Raw genomic sequence first — 17596 nt, forward strand, 5'->3', positions numbered from 1 at the left:
GGCCGGGCCGGTCATGGAGATACGCTTTCCATCCGCCCTACTCCCGACACCGGCGGCTCCCAAGGGAGCCGGCGATCTGCTGGCGCAACTGCAGCCCGGACAACTGCTGGATGCACGGGTCGAAAGCCGGCTGGCTCCAACCGCTTATTTGTTGAGCCTGGGCGATAGCGGTCCCAGCGTGCGCGCGCGCAGCGACCTCGATTTGGCGCCGGGCCAACGGCTCAAGCTGGAGGTCATCAAGCTGGGTGACGTTCCTCAGCTACGCGTGCTTCCGCAGGCCATCCAGGACGACCCGACGAGTCAGGCCATACAGTCGGCGATACGTTCCGCCTTGCCCCGTCAAGCCGGCTTGAACGAGCTTGCGAGCACTTTGCTGGAGACCTTGCAACAGCCTGCTTCGACGCTAGCCGCAACCTCGCGAACCGACACGCTAACAAGCACGCTGCGCACGCTGCTCGACAGCCTGGCGACAAGGTCCGACCTGACCACCCCCGCCGGCCTGAAAAAAGCGGTGGAAAATTCCGGCTTGTTTTTCGAATCCCGCCTGGCGGCCTACGGCCGAGACGATCAGTCACCGGCACCTCCCATCGATCTGAAAGGACGGCTGCTGAATCTGGTGCAACAACTGGAAACCCGGCTGAGTGTCGGAAATCCCGCAGCGGATTCATCGCACACAGGCCTCGCCCCGACCGCCGGAGCGGAAATCGCGGGGCTCGGCGGGCAAGCCGCGTCCGCCGGCAAAACCCTGGCCACCCCCGACGCATCCGCGCCGTCCAACCCGCCGCAGGCAAGCGCTTCGGCGCCAGGGACTCAAGGCGGCGGCAGCCTATTTTCCGCCTTCAGGCACATGCTGGGCATGACATTCCCCACCGCACAGCCCACCGGGCAACCGCCTGCAGACGTCGAAGGCCCCGGATCCGAGAGCGCGCGGCCCTCCGTGCCACACCATACGGCGGTAGACAGCGGCGAACTGGAAACCCATGGCATAGTGCGGCAGGCCGCCGGAGACACTCTGGCCATCGACCGGAAAGACACGCCCGCGGCCGACGCGACGACGCAGACTCTGCGGAGCCTGGGGACAGACGCTCCGGAACTGCGCAACCTGTTGCTGAAAGCGGAAGGCGCACTCGCCCGTATCGTGTTGGATCAACTGGCCTCGCAGCCACAAATCGACGGCAAACAGGTGCTCTGGCAGCTGCAAATCCCCTACACCGACGGTAACCAGGCCGAATCGGCCAAGCTGAAGATCCTGCGCGAGCACATCCGGCGCGACGGTCGGGAACAGGCGTTTTGGTCGGTGGTCCTCGAACTGAACCCGCCGGGATTGGGCACCGTTCATAGCCGCATCAGCCTGACCGGCGGACAGATCGACAGCTATTTCTGGAGCGATCGCCCCGCCACCGCCCGGCTCATAGACGCCCACCTGGATGTTCTGGCCGCCCGTTTGCAGCAGGCCGGATTGGCAATCGGCCAACTCGATACCTTGCCTGGCGCGCCCGCCGATATCCATGCTAGTGCACCGATTCCGCCCGCCGGCTTGCTGAGCGAACGCGCATGAACAAGGTCATCAACCCGCCGGATATCGCCGTCGCATTGCACTACGACGGAACCCACGCTCCGCGCGTCACAGCCAAGGGGACGGGCGACGTTGCCGAGCAAATCATCCGGTTGGCACGGGAACACGCTATTCCTCTGCACCCAGACCCTGCTCTGATCAAAGTGTTAGCCAATGTGCCCCTGGGGGACGAAATCCCGCGCGAGCTTTATCTGGCGGTCGCAGAAGTCATCGCCTTCGCTTATCTGCTGAGCGGAAAACACCCGGAGGACTGACGCCTTGGGATAAAATGGTCCCGTTCGAAACACATTCAGCGAATTACCCCCATGAGTAATGCCTTGCGCGATCAGTTGTTGAAAGCCGGCCTGGTCAACGAGAAACAGGCGAAACAGGCGGCGAAGGAAAAACAGAAAGAAGCCAAGCGCCAGCACGGACAAAAGCCATCCGCCGACGCCGAGCAGGAAAGGCTGCGGGCGCAAAGAGCCCAGGCCGAAAAGGTGGAACGCGATCGCCAGCTCAACCAGCAACGCCAGGCGGACGCCGAACGCAAGGCCTTGCAGGCGCAGATCCGCCAACTCGTCGAAGCCCATCGCGTAGCCAAAGGCGAAAGCGAAACGCCGTTCAACTTCGCCGATGGCGGCAAGGTGAAACGCCTCTATGTCTCGGACCCGAACCGTGAACGGATCATCAAGGGCCTGCTGGCCATCGTCCGGCTGGAAAGCGGTTATGAACTGGTGCCGGCCGAGATCGCCGACAAGCTGCGCGCCCGCTCCCCGGACAGCGTGGTATTGCAGCATGCCGCCAAACCGCCGGCGGAGGAGCCTCCCGCCGACGATCCTTATGCGCAATATCAGGTTCCGGACGACCTGATGTGGTGACTCTGCCCGCTAAGCCCGTTCTTCCGCCGCAGGCCTATGCATTACGAGCGCAATCAGGGCGGTCAACGGCAACAACAGGGCGAACACCACGCTGTCCAGTTTGGGCATCGCGGCGCTGCCGGCCGAGGCCAGCACGATGTGGGTGAAATAGGCGAGGTAATAGGCCAGGAACAAACCGCCTTCCCAGCGCGAGATCGAATGGTGGGTCACGAATATGGGCAGGCAGGCCAGCGCCACCATGATCATGACGGGAATGTCGAAGCGCAGCGCGTCGAGGGCCACCGGCACGCCGCCCGGAGCCACCGTGGCCGTCAATCCGACCACGGCCAGAATATTGAAAATATTGCTGCCCACCACATTGCCCACGGCGATATCGCGCTCGCCTTTCAAACTGGCCACCACCGAGGTCGCCACTTCCGGCAATGAGGTTCCCATGGCCACGATGGTCAAACCGATGACCAACTCGCTGACGCCGAAATACTCGGCAACGCTCACCGCTCCGGAAACCAGCCAACGCGAACCCAGCACCAGCATCACCACTCCGCCGGCGATATAGGCCGCGTCTTTGCCCCAGGCCAGAGGCGTCTGTTCCTCCGGGCCGACCGCATATTCCTGGGCGTATTCATCCTGTACCGCCCGGTTTTCACGTCGACTCTGGCGGATCAGAAACACCGTGTAGGCAATCACGCCGGTGAACAGCAAAAGCCCGTCGAGCCGGCCTATGCGGCCGTCCAAGCCCAGTATCGGCAACAACAGGGAAATACCGATCATGATGGGCACGTCCAGGCGTATCAACTGTTGAGCCACGAACAGCGGCGCCACCAGAGCGGAAAGTCCCAGTATGAAAAGGATGTTGAAGATATTGCTGCCCACCACATTGCCGACCGCGATGTCGGCTTCACCCGCAAACGCCGCCCCCACGCTGACGGCCAGTTCCGGCGAACTGGTACCGAAAGCCACCACGGTCAATCCCACCACCAGCGGCGAAATCCCGAATGAAACAGCCAGCTTCGCAGCCCCGCGCACAAGAAATTCCGCGCCCGCGACCAACAGGACCAGCCCCGCGATCAGTAAAAAAGTAGTTAGCATCGAATAGTTTCCTCTCATATTGTTATTGATTTCCACCCGAGGCCGGACGAGCGGATTTGTGCCTGCAGGATGGGCCCTCGACAAAACCGAAGCGGTATCGACTGCGAACTTCAAAAGCAAGGACTGCCCCCTGCCTCGGCACGGCGACGGGCGAATGGGGGTTGTGGCTGATTCGAGCCGGTACGGTTTGCTTCCGCCTCAGCCGGGCTGGGCCGGCTTCACGTCCCAGATCAGATCGGTGTATTCGCGTATCGTCCGATCGCTGGAGAATTTTCCCGACCGGGCGACGTTGAGCACGGCCTTGCGCGCCCATTCCGTAGGCTGAAGATAGAGTCGATCCACTTCATCCTGGCAAGCGATATAAGCCCCGTAGTCGGCGATCAGGGCATAACGGTCGCCGCCGGTCAGCAACGCGTCCACCAGGGGGCGGAACCGGCCCTGCTCGTCCGGCGAGAAATAGCCCGACTCGATCATGTCCAAAGCCTGCCGCAGTTCGGCGTTGGCGTGGTAATAATCCCACGGGTTGTAGCCGCGCCGCCGTAACTCGTCCAGTTCGTCGGCGGTATGCCCGAAGATGAAGATATTGTCTTCGCCAACCTCCTCGCAGATTTCGATATTGGCGCCATCCAGCGTACCCACCGTCAGCGCGCCGTTGAGTGACAGCTTCATGTTGCTGGTGCCCGAAGCCTCGGTGCCCGCGGTGGAAATCTGCTCGGACAACTCGGCGGCCGGGATCAATTCCATGGCGCGGGAGACATTGTAATTCGGCACATAGACGACTTGCAGACGGCCTTTGACCGCGGGATCGTTGTTGACGACCTCGGCGATATCATTGACCAGCTTGATGATGAGCTTGGCCATGTAATAACCCGGTGCGGCTTTGCCGCCCAGAATCACGCAGCGTGGCGGCGCGGCAAGCGTCGGATCGGCTCTCAGCCGGTTGTAACGGGTAACGACGTGCAGAAGGTTGAGCAACTGGCGCTTGTACTCATGGATGCGCTTGATCTGCACGTCGAACAGCGCATCGGGAAGCAGTTCGACGCCCTGCCGTGCCCATACGCTTTGCGCCAGCCTGACTTTGTTCTCGGCTTTGATCGCGCGGAATTGGTCCAGAAATGCCGGATCGTCCGCCAACGGCTCCAAGGCCTTCAACCGATCGAGATCCGACACCCAACCCGGCCCGATGGCGCGGGTGATCAAGCCAGCCAGCCCGGGGTTGCTCTGGTTCAACCAGCGCCTGGGCGTCACGCCGTTGGTGATGTTGATGAAGCGATCCGGAAACAAGCGGGCGAAATCGCGGAATATGGTCGCCTGCATCAATTGCGAGTGCAAGCGGGCAACCCCGTTGACCTTATGGCTGCCCACGATGGCCAGATAGGCCATGCGCACCCGCCGCTCCGAGTCTTCGTCTATCAAGGAAACCCGGCGTGTCAGATCCATGTCGCCCGGATAGCGATGGCTCACCTCGCGGAGAAAGCGGAAGTTGATTTCATAAATGATCTGCAAGTGCCGCGGCAGCAGGGTTTCGAACAGCCGTACCGGCCAGGTCTCGAGCGCTTCCGGCAACAGGGTGTGGTTGGTGTAGGAAAAGGTTCTGACCGTCACATCCCAGGCGGTTTCCCATACCACGCCGTGTTCGTCGATGAGCAAGCGCATCAACTCCGGTATGGCGATGGCCGGATGGGTGTCGTTTAGCTGTATGGCGACTTCGTCGGGCAAGTCCTCGAAGCGCCGATGGTCGGAATTGAACTTGCGCAGGATGTCCTGCAACGAAGCGCTGACGAAAAAATACTCCTGTTTCAGACGCAGTTCGCGCCCCATCGCCGTCGTGTCGTCTGGATACAAGACCTTGGAAAGGTTTTCCGAACCGTTTTTTTCCTCGACGGCGCGGATGTAATTACCCTCGTTGAAGTACTTGAGCTCGAAATCGCGGGTGGCTTTCGCTGACCACAACCTCAGATTGTTGACGGTCGCTCCGCCATAACCCGGTATGGGCGTGTCATAGGCCATGGCCATGACCTCCTCGGTATCCAGCCACTGAAAGCGCGGCTGGCCCTGAGGATCGCGATACTCGACCACGCGGCCGCGGAACTGCACTCGGTAAAGCACTTCGGGCCGGGGAAACTCCCACGGATTGCCGTAACGCAGCCAGTTGTCCGGACGCTCCACCTGCCATCCGCGCTCTATGCTCTGCGAAAACATGCCGTATTCGTAGCGTATGCCGAAGCCGAATCCGGGCAACTGCAGGGTGGCCAGAGAGTCCATGAAACAGGCGGCCAGACGGCCCAAGCCCCCATTTCCCAGGGCGGCTTCTTCCTCGATTTCGCACACCTCCTCGAAATTCAGACCGACGTCTTCGAGCACCTGCCGAAACGTATCGAGCAGCCCCATGTTGACGAGACTGTTGACCAAAGCCCGGCCGATGAGGAATTCCATGGACAGGTAGTACACCCGTTTCACGTCCTGCAGATAGTGCGTGCGCAGGGTGTCCAGCCAGCGCTGGGTCAATCCGTCGCGGACCACGTAGGCCAGCGCGAAAAACCAGTCGCGCGGCTGCGTTTCCACCGGATCCTTGCCTATCGTGTAGATCAGCCGGTTTACCAGGGCCTGCTTGAGCTTGGCCACATCCTTGAAATCGGCTGGATCGAGCGTATCGTCACTGAGGGCGGGCATGGCGCTATTCTCCTTGCGGGCGTTGTAGGCTGGGCCTAGTGTATAAGCAACGGCGTGCCGGCGTGTAGCTTCGCGCGGAAATTGCCCCCGTTTCTTGATCTATACTTCGGCCAGCTTGAAGCCGAGCTGTCATACACTTTACCGCCGCAAAACTAAAGACTCCCGGAGAGCCGTTATGCCAGATCCAAAAATGCGCATACTCGTGGTAGACGATTTCGCCACCATGCGCCGCATCAATATCACCATCCTGAAACAACTGGGATTCGATAACATCGAAGAGGCCGAGGATGGCAATGATGCGTTCAATAAGCTCAAGGCGGGCAATTATGGATTCGTCGTCAGCGACTGGAACATGCCCAACCTGGATGGACTGGGGCTGCTAAAAAAAATCCGCGCCGATGAAAACCTCAAGAATCTGCCGGTGATGATGGTGACCGCCGAAGCGGAAAAGAGCATGGTCATCGAAGCGATACAAGCCGGGGTCAACAACTACATCGTCAAACCCTACACCGCGGCTACTTTCAAAGAAAAATTCGACAAAGTATTCGAAAAACTGGGCGGCTAGCGCGTTACGCAGACGCTCAGCTTTTTTGCGGCGAAGCTCTCGCGCCTCGCGTACCTGTCACTTATCGCTCCGGATCGCATCATGAATGACATCGTCAATGCAAAGGAATTCATCGAAAAGAAAATAAGCCATGGCGACGACCCGCGGGTCGATCTGTTCAATGATATGGTTTCGTTCATGGAAGCCATTTCGCTGAACGACTATGACACCGCGGAAAGTGCAATCGAGCGTATCGCGCATGAAAACCAGGGCGAGCTTTACAAAGAAGTGGGCCGGGTTACGCGCAAGCTGCACGATGCCATCCGCGGATTTCGCGACACCATCGACCCCAAGGTAAGGGAAATCGCGGAAAGCGAAATGCCCAACACCGTGGACAAACTGCAAATGGTGATCGAAAAAACGGAAGAAGCCGCCAACAAGACCATGGGTATCGTGGAAACCTATCTGGTGGGGATGAGCGCGCTCGACGGTCATCTGAGCCAGGTTCAAGGCCCGCCGGAGTCAGTCGAATACCTGCAGCAGTTTCGTGGACGGCTTGAAGAGGATATGATCAACATACTGACCACTCAGTCATTTCAAGATCTCACCGGCCAGACCATCAAAAAGGTCATCAAGCAGGTCGGCGAAATCGAATTCGAGCTCGTCAAGTTGGTAGCGACGTTTGGTGCGCAAGATGAAGGTAAGAAGCCATCTCCAACGATCGTGGCCGCGGATCAGCCACCAGAAACCGTGTCCCAGTCCGACGTGGACGATTTACTTAAAAACTTCGGATTCTAGTCCTCAAGATCGGGCCACGCCCGTTCTCCCTCGCATCGCTTTTTCATCGGACGCAGACACGTCGGGCCTTACTCACCGCCGACTACATACCATGGTTCGCCCGTGCGAATCGGCTCGAAGCGCACCGTCACCCTAAGACTCGAGGTCGGCGGCATGCGTGGCCGGGACTGCGAAGCCCGCCTCGAACTTGCCTTGATCGCATTGCCCGGAGTCACCGCCGTGTACGCGAGCGCGGAAAAAGAAAGGGTCGTCGTCATCGGTCTGCGTCGCGACATCCGTCACGGCGATCTTATGGGCTCGATCGAGGAGCTGGGATACCGTTGTCCCGCGCGCATACACAGGCAACAGTTGATTGCGATCCGGCGCTGGTTGACCGGTCTGTCCGCCGGGCTCTTGCGAGCGATTCGTTGGTCTGTTCGCTAGGCGTCAAGCACAAAAAACGCCTCCGGAGAGGCGTTCAATCGAAACCGGGAACCGTAGACGCGGATCAGTTGATACCGTATTTCTGCATGCGGTAGAGCAAGGTATCACGGCTGATGCCCAGCAAGCGGGCGGAACGGCTACGATTGCCATTGGTTCGCACCAGCGCCTGGCGGATCAAATCCATTTCGACCTTTTCCAGATCGATGCCAAACTCGGGCAGAGCGAACAAGGGCTTTTCGGCCGGCGCCAGACTGACGATTTCGGAAGGCAGATTGCTCTCCTCGATGACCCTTCCGGCCAGGAGTATGGACAAGCGCTCGCACAGATTGCGCAATTCGCGCACGTTGCCGGGCCAGGGGTATGCCTGCAGGCGGGACAAGGCGGTCTTGCCGAAACTCGACACCGGGAGACCATGCTCGCTCGCGAAGCGCTTGATGAAATGAGTCAGCAATAGCTGGATATCACACATCCGTTCGCGCAGCGGCGGGATCACCAAGGGAACCACATTCAGCCGGTAATAAAGATCCTTGCGGAATTCGCCACGGGCGATTTTTTCTTCCAGGCTGGCATTGGTCGCGGCGATGATGCGCACGTTGACGTTTTGCGTCTGGGTATCGCCCACCGGCTGTATCTCCCCCGTTTCCAGGAAACGCAACAGCTTGGCCTGCAAAGGCAAAGGCAGGGAATCGACTTCATCGAGAAAGAGCGTGCCGCCGTCGGCGGCCGGGAGACGTCCGACCTGATTAGCCACCGCCCCGGTGAATGCGCCTCGACGATGCCCGAACAGTTCGGACTCGGCGATAGCCTCCGGTAACGCCGCGCAATTCAGCGTGATGAACGGTTTGTCCACACGCGGACTGTACTGCTGCAATGCATTGGCGAGGACTTCCTTGCCGGTACCCGTTTCGCCGACCACCAGTACGGTGACGTCTGTAGCCGCCACCATTCTCGCGCTTCTGAGGAGCGCCTCGAAATTAGGGGATTGCCCGATCATAGACTCAAACATAAGCTCACCCTCTAAGTCTCCATTCGATGTAAACCATGCATGACCATGGGATTCAGCCACGGGAACGCCGCAAGCAAGGCCAGCAGTATCAGGGATATCCCGGCGAGCTGCCGGAACTTCCGCATACTGGATAAACGCACCATGAATGAGGTCATTATACCGACGCCGACCACGGCCGGCAAAGTTCCGATGCCGAAAGCCAGCATCGTAAGAGCTCCTCTTATTTCGCTCCCTGCCGTCGTCGCCAAGGTGACCGCCGCGTAGACCAGACCACAGGGCAGCCAGCCCCAGATCATGCCGAACACGAACGCCGCCGGCAGGGTCTCGACCGGTATCAAACGCCGCCCATACGGCTCGAGGCGCGCCCATATCAGCGCGCCGACACGCTCGATATAGGCGAAACGCGGGAACCAGCCGGCGATATGCAGGCCGGCACCGGCCATGATCAGCGCGGAGATGATTTGCAGGACGCGGTGCCCCTGCCCCTCGAAAGGCAACATCAGGGCGTTGTGCAGCAGGCCCGCCAGGAAGCCGACCACGGTATAGCTGGTGATGCGGCCCAGGTTATAGCTCAACACGAACGGCACCAGCAACACCTTGCTCTCGCGGATTTCCCGCCGCAGGCTCAAGGTCAGGGAGCCTATGATGGAGCCGCACATACCCAGGCAATGCAGCGCGCTGAACAGCCCCATGACCAGGGCGACCAGATAGGATGTGCTAAAACCGGATTCGAGATGTTCCATACGGCGCCGCACGATATCAAAGGTCAGGGGATAAAAACAGCGCCATGCGTGATATCCCGCATGCTACCGAGTCATATCACACAGTCGCGATTAAGCGTCGGATGCCGGTGAGGAAAACACCGCCGCGATCTGCGCCTGAGCCGCCAGGGCGGCGGCTCGCCGGTCGCCGGCGTCGCGTATGGGCCGGCCGACCACGATGTAGTCGGCGCCGTTACGGAAAGCCTGCTCGACCGACACCACCCGTTTCTGATCGTCGGCGGGGCGGTTTTCGACCGGCCGTATGCCGGGCGAGATGACCAGCAGTTTGTCGTCCACCTCGCGCCGCAAGAGAGGCACTTCGAGGCCGGACGAAATCACGCCGTCGCAGCCCAGCGCCAGGGCGCGGCGCGCGCGCGAAGCCACCAGAGCTTCGATGTCGCAGGAAAAGCCGAGATCGTCGAGGTCACCGCGATCCAGGCTGGTCAACACCGTTACGGCCAGGATTTTGAGCGTGCCTTTTTCCCGCGCTGCCGCGGCCATGATGGCATCGTTGCCGTGTATCGTGGCGAAATCGACGTCGCGCTGGCTCAAGGCCCGGATGGCCCGGCCCACGGTTTCCGGCACGTCGAAAAACTTCAGGTCGACGAACACCTTCTTGCCGCGCGCCTTCAGCCAATCGATTAGGCCGAAATAGTCGCCGGCCATGAACAACTCCATACCCACCTTGTAGAAGACCACGGCATCGCCCAATTCCTCGACCAAGGCCTGAGCCTCCGGGATGCTGGGAAGGTCCAAGGCAACGATCAAGCGCTCGGCGACGGGGATGGATTTGGTGGACAACAATTCACTCATGGAATCTCCTGGGAAGACGAAACGAGACGCCGGGCCGGCCCCTGTTAAAATGGCGCATCGAGGGCGAACAGAGACCTGACATGTATTCGGTATTGGGGCAGATGGGCTTGCTAATCGTGTGCGGCGCGGCGGTCGGCATTATACGCCCGGGCGGCCTCTCTGCCGATCAGATCAGGCAGGTCCTGACGACCCTGGTGTTCAATCTTCTGCTGCCGGCTTTGGTGCTATCGGTACTCTGGCGGGCTGAACTGGGCTGGGAAACGCTCAAGATCTCCATTTTCGGGGTGGCCACGATCCTGTTCGGTGCCGGACTGACCTGGCTGGTCAGCCGGGTCGTGTCCATCGACCGGCGGCGACTGGGCGCGGCCATGCTGGCGATCACCTTCGCCAACGTCACCTACCTCGGTCTGCCGGTGCTGGAGCAAACCTTCGGCACGTGGTCACGAGCCCTGGTCATACAGATCGACCTGTTCGCCTCCTTCCCCATGGTCTTGACCCTGGGCAACTACATCGGGCGGCACTACGGCGAAGACGGTGCCCGACAGCAGCCGGCCTCTATCCTCCGAGCCCTACTCGGCACTCCGCCGCTGCTGACCGCCCTGCTCGCCTTGACCCTCAATCTGAGCGGCACGCCCTACCCGGCATGGCTGGACGGCACGCTGAGCATGCTTTCCGGCGCGGTCATTCCGCTGATGCTGATCTCGCTCGGCCTGGGCTTGCGCTGGGATGCCTGGCACTGGCGCAACCTGCCGCTGGGTAGCGTGGTCCTGGTCGGCAAGCTGCTGCTGATGCCGCTGTTCGGGCTGTGGCTGGGCCTCAAGCTGGGATTCGAGGGCGACAAACTGTCGGCCCTGGTGATGGAGTCCGGCATGCCCAGCATGCTGCTCGGCGTGGTTTATTGCGACCGCTGGCGCCTGGACACCGGCTTCTATGCCATGATCGTGGCCTTGACCACCGCCGGTGCCCTCCTAACCCTACCGCTATGGCGGCATTTGCCCTGAGCCCCTCGCTCCTCTCCTAGACGCATTTTATGAGTAAGCCATCCCTCAACACGCAAATCCTTGTCGCCGCCCTGTCCGGTATTTTGCTGGGCCTGCTTTTCCAAAACCAGGCCGACACGGGTTTCGCCAAGACCGGCCTTTACCTCAGCAGCCTGATCGGGGGCGTCTTCATCGACCTGCTGAAGATGATCCTGATCCCCCTGGTGTTCGCCTCCATCGCGGTGGGCGTCGCCAATCTGCGCGCGCACGACGCCATGCACAAGGTGTGGAAATACACCGTGGTCTATTTCCTGACCGCCACCACGCTGGCGACCTTGCTGGGCCTGTTCACCGCCAACTACTTCGCGCCCGGCGCCGGACTGAACCTGGATTTGTTCCACGACGCCGTCAGCCGCTTCGACGCCAAGCATCTCAACCTGGAAGAATTCTTCACCAACTTCTTCCACCATCTGTTCCTGAATCCCGTAACCGCCATGGCGCAAGGCGAAGTGTTGGCGACCGTGATCTTCGCCCTGATCTTAGGAATAGCCTTCGTCGTCTCCGGGGAGCGCAGCAAACACCTGCTGGCCTTGCTGAGCGAACTGCTCGACCTGGTGATGCTGATCGTCGGCTGGATCATGAAGCTCGCCCCCCTGGGCATATTCGCGCTGCTGGCCAAGCTCACCGCCACGCAGACGCCCGATCTCTTCACCAGCCTGGCCAAGTTCGTCGTCGTCGTGATGGGCGGAACGCTGTTTCACGGCTTCGTGACCCTGCCGCTAATGCTGTTCCTGGCCACCGGCATCGGCCCGCGCTTCTTCTTCCGCGGGGCGCGCGAAGCGCTGGTCACGGCCTTTGCCACCAGCTCCAGTTCCGCCACCCTGCCCGTCACGGTACGCTGCAGCGAACAACATCTGGGCGTGAACAAGAACATCGCCGGATTCGTCCCGCCGCTGGGCGCCACCCTCAACATGGACGGCACCGCGCTCTACGAAGCCGCCGCCGCCCTGTTCGTCGCCAACCTGACCGGCGCCGACCTTAATCTGCTGCAGCAAGTCGTCGTCTGCCTCATGGCCATCGTGGCGTCCATCGGCGCGCCGGGCATCCCCAGCGCCGGCATGGTCACCATGATCATGGTCCTGCAATCGGTGGGCCTGCCGGCCGAAGCCATCGCCATCCTGCTGCCCATAGACCGCTTCCTCGACACCGTCCGCACCATGGTCAACGTCGAAGGCGACATGATAGGCAGTTTGATCGTGCAGAAATTGACCGAAGCTCCAGCAGCACCAGCCAACCCGGACTAAGCCGGAGGCACGGGAGTCGGGTCACACGTACAAAGGCGCCATCTTGCGCCAGTACCCGCCTTGGTGCGCTCGGCCGTCCCACTCGCTGAGGTGGTTCCAAACGCCTTTCTCCCAAAGCACCCGGCTCAGATGCCGGTTGTTGTCGAGAAAGGGATCCTCGCGGCCCACGACCAGGACGATGTCCATCCCGCGCAATGCATTCAGCTTATCTCCCTCGCCGAGCGAGGGCAGAAAATGGCTGGGCGTGTTGTAGTAGACGTTTTCGTCGTAATAACCGTCGTACAGATTGCCGAAACTCTCCACGCTCAGGGTCAAATCGTAACGGCCGGAGAACGCGGCGAGCTTGCGGAACAGGTGCGGATGGCGAAATGCGATATTGGCGGCATAGAAGGCGCCCAGACTGCATCCGTGGCTGATGGTGCAAGGATGGCTGTTTTTCGCCGCCATGAGCGGCAACACTTCATTGAGCAGGTATTCTTCGTACTGCAGGTAACGCCGAACGCGATCCGCCGGATGCCGCCACCCGCAATAAAAGGTTTCGTGCGCCAATCCCTCGACGCAGTACAACTGCAACTGGCCGGCTTCGATCTTGTGCGCCAGCGCCTGTACCATGCGCAAGTCTTCGTATTCATGAAACCGCCCGTCGCGCGTGGGGAAAACCAGCACCTTGGCCCCGCCATGGCCGAACACCAAGAGCTCCATGTCTCTATGCAGCCTGGGGCTGTACCAACGATGATATTCGCGATTCATGTGAACGACCGGCTGCAATAAACATTCCTACTCGATCCGCGCGGCTCACAATTCGGCGAAAAAATCCGCCAGGACTTCCCGCAGCTCCGACTCCTGGCGCGCCTTGGCCGGATAGTCGAAATGCCCTGCTTCCAGCACGTACAGGCTTTTCGGGCCGGCCAGGGCGTTATAGATGGCGAATTGTCCGGGCGGCGCCACGGCGGGATCGAACAAGGCCGCCGCCACCTGAACCGGAACGTCCACCTGGGTGGCCGCGCTGGCCGCATCGTAATAGCGCAATGTGTCCATCACGTTACCGTGCCTGCGCTGGTAATCCCGGATGGCGCAGCCGCTGCCCACCGTCGGCAGTTCCAGCCGCAAGGGATGATGGCCGAAAGTCGGTACACTAAGATGCGCCCGCCGTATGCGGGCATCCCAGGGCAAAGCCAAGGCGCCTATGCCGCCGCCGAAACTGATGCCCATATAGCCGATATGCCCGGCGATGGCCGGAAACAGCCCGGTCAACACCGACACGGCCAGCCATAAATCCTCGACGCAACCGCCGAGTATGTAACGGTCGCGCTGGTCGATATCGTGCAGGACGTGCCAGTAAGGCTGATCGGAAATGGGTGGGCGGCGGCTGCGGGAGAGACCGCGAAAGCAAGGAAACAGCAAGACCGCATCGGCGACCGGCAGGTCGAAATCCGGCGCATCCCGGCCGCCATAGCCGTGCCCAACCACCAGGCCCCGCCGCACCGGCCGGCCTTGCGGCATGAGCAACCAGCCGCCGAGGGTGAAATCGTCCGTGGAGCGGTATTCGAGGTCGTAGACCGCGTAGCCTTCCCGGTGTTCGGGCCAAGGCTGCAACCGGGGCTCAGGCGCCACCGCAAGCGCGCGCCGGTAGCGGGCTTGCCAAAAGTCCGCGAAATCCTCCGGCGCGACCGGCGCTTCGACTCGCAGCAAGCTCTCCAGCGTGTAGCCGTAGCTCGGGTCGAAAGGAAAAGAATGGGGGAAACCGGCCATGACTCCGTGAACTCCTATCCGGGCGCTATCCCGTACACGGCATTTTACCCGAGCGGCAGACTTGCTCAGCCCGGAATCCCAAGCCGCGAAATCCCGCGCTATCGGCCCCGGAATACCCGGCTTTTCCGGTAAACTAGCCCACCCTTCTTCATTCTGTCCCCCCATGCCTTACATCCGCCTCGCCGACGTATCCATCGCCTTTGGTGTCCATCCCGTGCTCGACCACGCCAATTTCATCCTCGATCCGGGCGAGCGGGTCGGCTTGATTGGCCGCAACGGCGAGGGCAAGTCCACCCTGATGAAAGCCATCGCCGGCCTGGTGCCGGTCGACAGCGGCGAATTGTGGCGCCAGCCCGGCGTCAAGGTCGCCATGCTGGAGCAGGAACCTCGATTACCGGAGCAGTCCACCATTTACGACGCCGTGGCCGATGCCTTGGGCGACGTCGGCCACCACATCGCCGAATACCACCGCCTGTCCGAGCAGGCCCACATGGGCGAGGAGGCCCTGAACGAACTGGGCCGATTGCAGCACAAGCTGGAAGTGGCGGACGGCTGGCGCTTGCAGCAACGCGTCGAGCAGGTCTTGAGCCGGCTCGACCTGCCGGGCGACAAGCCGGTGGACGGCCTATCCGGCGGCTGGCGGCGCCGGGTCGCGCTGGCGCGTGCGCTGGTGATCGAGCCCGACGTCCTGCTGCTGGACGAACCCACCAACCACCTGGACCTGGAAGCCATCCTCTGGCTGGAAGAGCGCTTGCTGCAATTCGCCGGCGCTATCCTGCTGATCACCCACGACCGCAGCTTTTTGCAGAAGATCGCCACCCGCATCGTCGATCTGGACCGCGGCCAGCTCACCTCCTGGCCGGGCGATTACGCCGACTACCTGGAGAAAAAAGCCGCCGCGCTGGAAGAGGAGGAAAGGCACAACGCCTTGTTCGACAAGAAACTGGCCCAGGAAGAAGTCTGGATACGCCAGGGCATCAAGGCCCGCCGCACCCGCAACGAAGGCCGTGTGCGCGCCCTGAAGAAGCTGCGCGAGGAACGGGCGCAACGGCGCAGCCGTCAGGGCCAGGCCAGGATCGAGCTGGAACAGGCCGAGCGCTCCGGCAAGATCGTCGTCGAAGTGGAAAACGTCAGCTTCGCCTATCCCGAGCGCCCGCTGATCCGCGACTTTTCCACCACGCTGATGCGCGGCGACAAGATCGGCCTCATCGGCCCCAACGGCGCCGGCAAATCCACCCTGCTGCACCTGCTGCTCAAGGAGTTGGAACCGCAAAGCGGCAGCGTACGCCACGGCACCAAGCTGAGCATCGCCTATTTCGATCAGCTGCGCGCCCAGCTCGACCCCGACCAGACCCTGGCCGACGCGGTGAGCGGCGGCAAGGATTTCGTCGAGGTCAATGGCCAGCGCCTGCACATCATGTCCTACCTCGGCCAATTCCTCTTCCCCGCCGCCCGCGCCCGCTCGCCGGTACGCAGCCTGTCCGGCGGCGAACGCGCCCGCGCCCTCCTCGCCCGATTGTTCAGCCAACCCTGCAACCTGCTGGTGATGGACGAACCGACCAACGACCTGGACCTGGAAACCCTGGAGCTGCTGGAAGAACTGCTGGCCGGCTTCGAAGGCACCCTGCTGCTGGTCAGCCACGACCGCGCTTTCCTCGACAACGTCGTCACCGGCACCCTGGTATTCGAAGGCGACGGCAGGATAGGCGAATACGTCGGCGGTTATACCGACTGGCTGGAACAATCCAAAGCCACCGCACCCTCCGCCGCCGTTCCCGTTAAAGCGGCCAAACCCGTCCCGGCCAAAGAAGCGCCCGCCAAAGCCACCGCCCCGCGCAAAAAGCTCAGCTTCAAAGACCAGCGCGAACTGGAAACCCTCCCTGCCCGCATAGAAACCCTGGAAACCCGCCAGACGGAACTCAACACCCAGATCAACGGCCCCGACTTCTACCGCCAGGACGCGGAAACCGTGAAAAAGATACTCGCGGAAATGGAAACCCTAACCCAGGAACTGGAGCAGGCTTATGCCCGCTGGGATGAATTGGAGGCTTTGGCGGGGGAGATGATCTGAGAAGAAAACACTTGATTGACAACCCTTATCAACGACACACAAAGGGCCATGTATTACCCCGCAAAGGTTTGTCTTATATTTTAACGTCGTCCTAGCTAACAAGGAATAACCATGCAGATTTACATTGATTTCAATGAGTCAACTAAATCATGCATTTTAGGTGTGCTGTGCGTATTTTCACTATCTGGATGCATCAACGTAAGTGAGCTTTCAAAGATAGGGACGACCTATCATAACAACGACAATGAATGGAAACTAGGATACTCTGATATTCAATTAAACGACAGCACCTTCCGTGTTTCGTTTGCCGGGTACTCCATCCCACAAAACCAATGCGACGAATTTGCTTTAATGAGAGCGACGGAATTGACCAGAAATAGAGGCCGCAAATATTTTAAAATATTGGATGAAAAACAATCATCAAGCACACAGCACTTCTCTATACCAGGCTCCACAAATACATTCGCGACAATTTTGTCACCAGGAATTATGAGCGCTACAAGCTACTCTTCTGGCGCAGCCTTTACAATGAATTACCCAGTTTCCACGCTCACCATTCAGATAATGGGTGAGACAGACGGTGCAGCAAACACTTTTGACGCAGATATTATTTGGAACTCACTAAATAAAAAGCATTCTATACATAATAAGTAACGGCGTAAGGCAGAACCGGCTTTATCGGGTTCCGCCGGATGGGAAACGGCCAACGGCGCCGAACATGCGCATGGGCTCGTGCGACGAAATAGGCTTTCGGCCGATCGGGGATAGGCGGATCGCCCTGCCGGGCATCCGCCCTACTTTGACGACGTAGGGTGGAACCGGCTCCATCGGGTTCCACCGTATGGAAAAGGCAAACGACACCGGACATGCGCATGGGCTCGCACGACGGAATAGGCATCTGCCCGATCGGGGATTGGCGGATCGCCCTGCCGGGCATCCACCCTACCTT

17 protein-coding genes are annotated in these 17596 nt (G+C 60.5%); 10 read left to right on the top strand and 7 right to left on the bottom strand.

The genetic code is table 11. The annotated features are described in order from the left end of the window. Positions 1-13 precede the first annotated feature (13 nt). The 3 genes from JWZ97_RS08675 to JWZ97_RS08685 are packed head-to-tail and all read left to right on the top strand — an operon-like array spanning position 14 to position 2433. Positions 14-1558, top strand: a complete 1545-nt coding sequence (locus JWZ97_RS08675) for a flagellar hook-length control protein FliK (protein WP_205434360.1) — start codon at positions 14-16, stop codon at positions 1556-1558. Next, positions 1555-1830 (top strand): EscU/YscU/HrcU family type III secretion system export apparatus switch protein, encoded by a 276-nt coding sequence (locus tag JWZ97_RS08680; RefSeq protein WP_205434361.1) that lies wholly within the window; start codon positions 1555-1557, stop codon positions 1828-1830. The genes JWZ97_RS08675 and JWZ97_RS08680 overlap by 4 nt, the downstream gene beginning before the upstream one ends. Positions 1831-1881: 51 nt before the next feature. Beyond that, on the top strand, positions 1882-2433 hold the full coding sequence (locus tag JWZ97_RS08685) for a DUF2058 domain-containing protein (RefSeq protein WP_205434362.1): 552 nt from the start codon (positions 1882-1884) through the stop codon (positions 2431-2433). Between the two features lie 9 nt (positions 2434-2442). Here JWZ97_RS08685 and JWZ97_RS08690 read toward each other — a convergent pair whose 3' ends face one another. Next, positions 2443-3522: a calcium/sodium antiporter gene (locus JWZ97_RS08690; RefSeq protein WP_205434363.1), complete on the bottom strand. Its 1080-nt coding sequence runs from the start codon at positions 3520-3522 to the stop codon at positions 2443-2445. Between the two features lie 198 nt (positions 3523-3720). Beyond that, the gene (locus tag JWZ97_RS08695; RefSeq protein WP_205434364.1) at positions 3721-6195 is read right to left on the bottom strand and encodes a glycogen/starch/alpha-glucan phosphorylase; all 2475 of its coding nucleotides are present in this window, start codon (positions 6193-6195) and stop codon (positions 3721-3723) included. Positions 6196-6385: 190 nt separating this feature from the next. On the opposite strand from JWZ97_RS08695, the gene cheY reads away from it, so the two are divergent. The 3 genes from cheY to JWZ97_RS08710 all read left to right on the top strand — a co-directional run bounded on the left by cheY (position 6386) and on the right by JWZ97_RS08710 (position 7960). Then, positions 6386-6760 carry a chemotaxis response regulator CheY gene (gene cheY / locus JWZ97_RS08700; protein ID WP_205434615.1) on the top strand — a complete coding sequence of 125 codons (375 nt, stop codon included), beginning with the start codon at positions 6386-6388 and terminating at the stop codon, positions 6758-6760. Between the two features lie 81 nt (positions 6761-6841). Continuing rightward, on the top strand, positions 6842-7537 hold the full coding sequence (locus JWZ97_RS08705; RefSeq protein WP_205434365.1) for a protein phosphatase CheZ: 696 nt from the start codon (positions 6842-6844) through the stop codon (positions 7535-7537). A gap of 102 nt (positions 7538-7639) precedes the next feature. After that, a complete protein-coding gene (locus tag JWZ97_RS08710) occupies positions 7640-7960 on the top strand; it encodes a heavy-metal-associated domain-containing protein (protein ID WP_205434366.1) in 321 nt (106 codons plus the stop codon). A gap of 64 nt (positions 7961-8024) precedes the next feature. On the opposite strand, the gene JWZ97_RS08715 is transcribed toward JWZ97_RS08710, so the two are convergent. The 3 genes from JWZ97_RS08715 to pyrF form a co-directional block, all read right to left on the bottom strand. Further along, entirely contained in the window at positions 8025-8966 is a 942-nt protein-coding gene (locus tag JWZ97_RS08715) for a sigma-54-dependent Fis family transcriptional regulator (protein WP_205434367.1), read from the bottom strand. A gap of 11 nt (positions 8967-8977) precedes the next feature. Beyond that, a complete protein-coding gene (locus JWZ97_RS08720) occupies positions 8978-9709 on the bottom strand; it encodes a sulfite exporter TauE/SafE family protein (protein WP_240342552.1) in 732 nt (243 codons plus the stop codon). Between the two features lie 90 nt (positions 9710-9799). Then, the gene (gene pyrF, locus JWZ97_RS08725; RefSeq protein WP_205434368.1) at positions 9800-10540 is read right to left on the bottom strand and encodes an orotidine-5'-phosphate decarboxylase; all 741 of its coding nucleotides are present in this window, start codon (positions 10538-10540) and stop codon (positions 9800-9802) included. An 80-nt stretch (positions 10541-10620) separates the two neighbouring features. On the opposite strand from pyrF, the gene JWZ97_RS08730 reads away from it, so the two are divergent. Both JWZ97_RS08730 and JWZ97_RS08735 read left to right on the top strand, forming a co-directional pair. Then, positions 10621-11541, top strand: coding sequence for an AEC family transporter (locus tag JWZ97_RS08730; protein WP_205434369.1), 921 nt, complete (start codon positions 10621-10623; stop codon positions 11539-11541). Between the two features lie 29 nt (positions 11542-11570). Continuing rightward, complete coding sequence (locus JWZ97_RS08735; RefSeq protein WP_205434370.1) at positions 11571-12824, top strand: dicarboxylate/amino acid:cation symporter; 1254 nt, start codon at positions 11571-11573, stop codon at positions 12822-12824. A 21-nt stretch (positions 12825-12845) separates the two neighbouring features. Here the strand turns inward: JWZ97_RS08735 and JWZ97_RS08740 are convergent, their stop codons facing one another. Further along, positions 12846-13574: an esterase family protein gene (locus JWZ97_RS08740; RefSeq protein ID WP_205434371.1), complete on the bottom strand. Its 729-nt coding sequence runs from the start codon at positions 13572-13574 to the stop codon at positions 12846-12848. A 45-nt stretch (positions 13575-13619) separates the two neighbouring features. Continuing rightward, on the bottom strand, positions 13620-14576 hold the full coding sequence (locus tag JWZ97_RS08745; RefSeq protein WP_205434372.1) for an acetylxylan esterase: 957 nt from the start codon (positions 14574-14576) through the stop codon (positions 13620-13622). A 163-nt stretch (positions 14577-14739) separates the two neighbouring features. Here JWZ97_RS08745 and JWZ97_RS08750 point away from each other — a divergent pair, with 163 nt between their 5' ends. Continuing rightward, entirely contained in the window at positions 14740-16647 is a 1908-nt protein-coding gene (locus tag JWZ97_RS08750; protein WP_205434373.1) for an ATP-binding cassette domain-containing protein, read from the top strand. Between the two features lie 111 nt (positions 16648-16758). Continuing rightward, positions 16759-17301, top strand: coding sequence for a hypothetical protein (locus JWZ97_RS08755; protein WP_205434374.1), 543 nt, complete (start codon positions 16759-16761; stop codon positions 17299-17301). The last annotated feature ends 295 nt before the right edge of the window (positions 17302-17596 follow it).

The sequence above is a fragment of the Methylococcus sp. EFPC2 genome (assembly GCF_016925495.1).
Lineage (GTDB): Bacteria > Pseudomonadota > Gammaproteobacteria > Methylococcales > Methylococcaceae > EFPC2.

Coding starts and splice junctions, on each gene's coding strand:
- JWZ97_RS08750 (WP_205434373.1), top strand. CDS start 14,740: ATGCCTTACATCCGCCTCGCCGACGTATCCATCGCCTTTGGTGTCCAT.
- pyrF (WP_205434368.1), bottom strand. CDS start 10,540: ATGAGTGAATTGTTGTCCACCAAATCCATCCCCGTCGCCGAGCGCTTG.
- JWZ97_RS08675 (WP_205434360.1), top strand. CDS start 14: ATGGAGATACGCTTTCCATCCGCCCTACTCCCGACACCGGCGGCTCCC.
- JWZ97_RS08740 (WP_205434371.1), bottom strand. CDS start 13,574: ATGAATCGCGAATATCATCGTTGGTACAGCCCCAGGCTGCATAGAGAC.
- JWZ97_RS08695 (WP_205434364.1), bottom strand. CDS start 6,195: ATGCCCGCCCTCAGTGACGATACGCTCGATCCAGCCGATTTCAAGGAT.
- JWZ97_RS08755 (WP_205434374.1), top strand. CDS start 16,759: ATGCAGATTTACATTGATTTCAATGAGTCAACTAAATCATGCATTTTA.
- cheY (WP_205434615.1), top strand. CDS start 6,386: ATGCGCATACTCGTGGTAGACGATTTCGCCACCATGCGCCGCATCAAT.
- JWZ97_RS08715 (WP_205434367.1), bottom strand. CDS start 8,966: ATGTTTGAGTCTATGATCGGGCAATCCCCTAATTTCGAGGCGCTCCTC.
- JWZ97_RS08720 (WP_240342552.1), bottom strand. CDS start 9,709: ATGGAACATCTCGAATCCGGTTTTAGCACATCCTATCTGGTCGCCCTG.
- JWZ97_RS08685 (WP_205434362.1), top strand. CDS start 1,882: ATGAGTAATGCCTTGCGCGATCAGTTGTTGAAAGCCGGCCTGGTCAAC.
- JWZ97_RS08680 (WP_205434361.1), top strand. CDS start 1,555: ATGAACAAGGTCATCAACCCGCCGGATATCGCCGTCGCATTGCACTAC.
- JWZ97_RS08730 (WP_205434369.1), top strand. CDS start 10,621: ATGTATTCGGTATTGGGGCAGATGGGCTTGCTAATCGTGTGCGGCGCG.
- JWZ97_RS08745 (WP_205434372.1), bottom strand. CDS start 14,576: ATGGCCGGTTTCCCCCATTCTTTTCCTTTCGACCCGAGCTACGGCTAC.
- JWZ97_RS08690 (WP_205434363.1), bottom strand. CDS start 3,522: ATGCTAACTACTTTTTTACTGATCGCGGGGCTGGTCCTGTTGGTCGCG.
- JWZ97_RS08705 (WP_205434365.1), top strand. CDS start 6,842: ATGAATGACATCGTCAATGCAAAGGAATTCATCGAAAAGAAAATAAGC.
- JWZ97_RS08735 (WP_205434370.1), top strand. CDS start 11,571: ATGAGTAAGCCATCCCTCAACACGCAAATCCTTGTCGCCGCCCTGTCC.